Genomic DNA, 444 nt, shown 5'->3' with positions numbered 1-444 from the left:
AGTACCGACATCGATTCCGAACGAGAACGCAAACGCCCCGGCCGCCCCGCCGGTCCGTCGGACAGGCGCGAGCGCATCCTGGCCAGTGCGCGGGAGTTGTTCTCCCGCAACGGCATCGACAAGACCTCGATCCGTGCCATCGCGGCCGACGCCGGGGTGGACGCCGCCCTGGTGCATCACTACTTCGGCACCAAGACCCAGCTCTTCGCGGCGGCGATCCACATACCCATCGATCCGATGACCGTGATCGGAAGGCTCAAAGAGGTCCCGGTCGAGCAGATCGGGCACACCCTGCCGTCAATCCTGTTGCCACTGTGGGATTCCGACATCGGCAAGGGCTTCGTCGCGACGCTGCGCTCCATCCTGGCCGGCAACGACGTATCCCTGGTGCGGTCGTTCCTCCAGGAGATCATCATCGGCGAGATCGGGCCCCGGGTGGACAAC

Annotated in this window: 1 protein-coding gene; it reads left to right on the top strand. The window is 65.5% G+C overall.

Going from position 1 to position 444, the window contains the following annotated elements; translation table 11 throughout:
• The coding region (locus tag RNC47_RS36895; RefSeq protein ID WP_394814965.1) for a TetR family transcriptional regulator at positions 1 to 444 on the top strand (444 nt) is incomplete at both ends.

The organism is Streptomyces millisiae (genome assembly GCF_031845425.1).
GTDB classification, from domain to species: Bacteria; Actinomycetota; Actinomycetes; order Streptomycetales; family Streptomycetaceae; genus Streptomyces; species Streptomyces millisiae.
The sequence above is the reverse complement of the archived record's forward strand: the minus strand, read 5'-3'. Positions and strand labels throughout refer to the sequence as shown.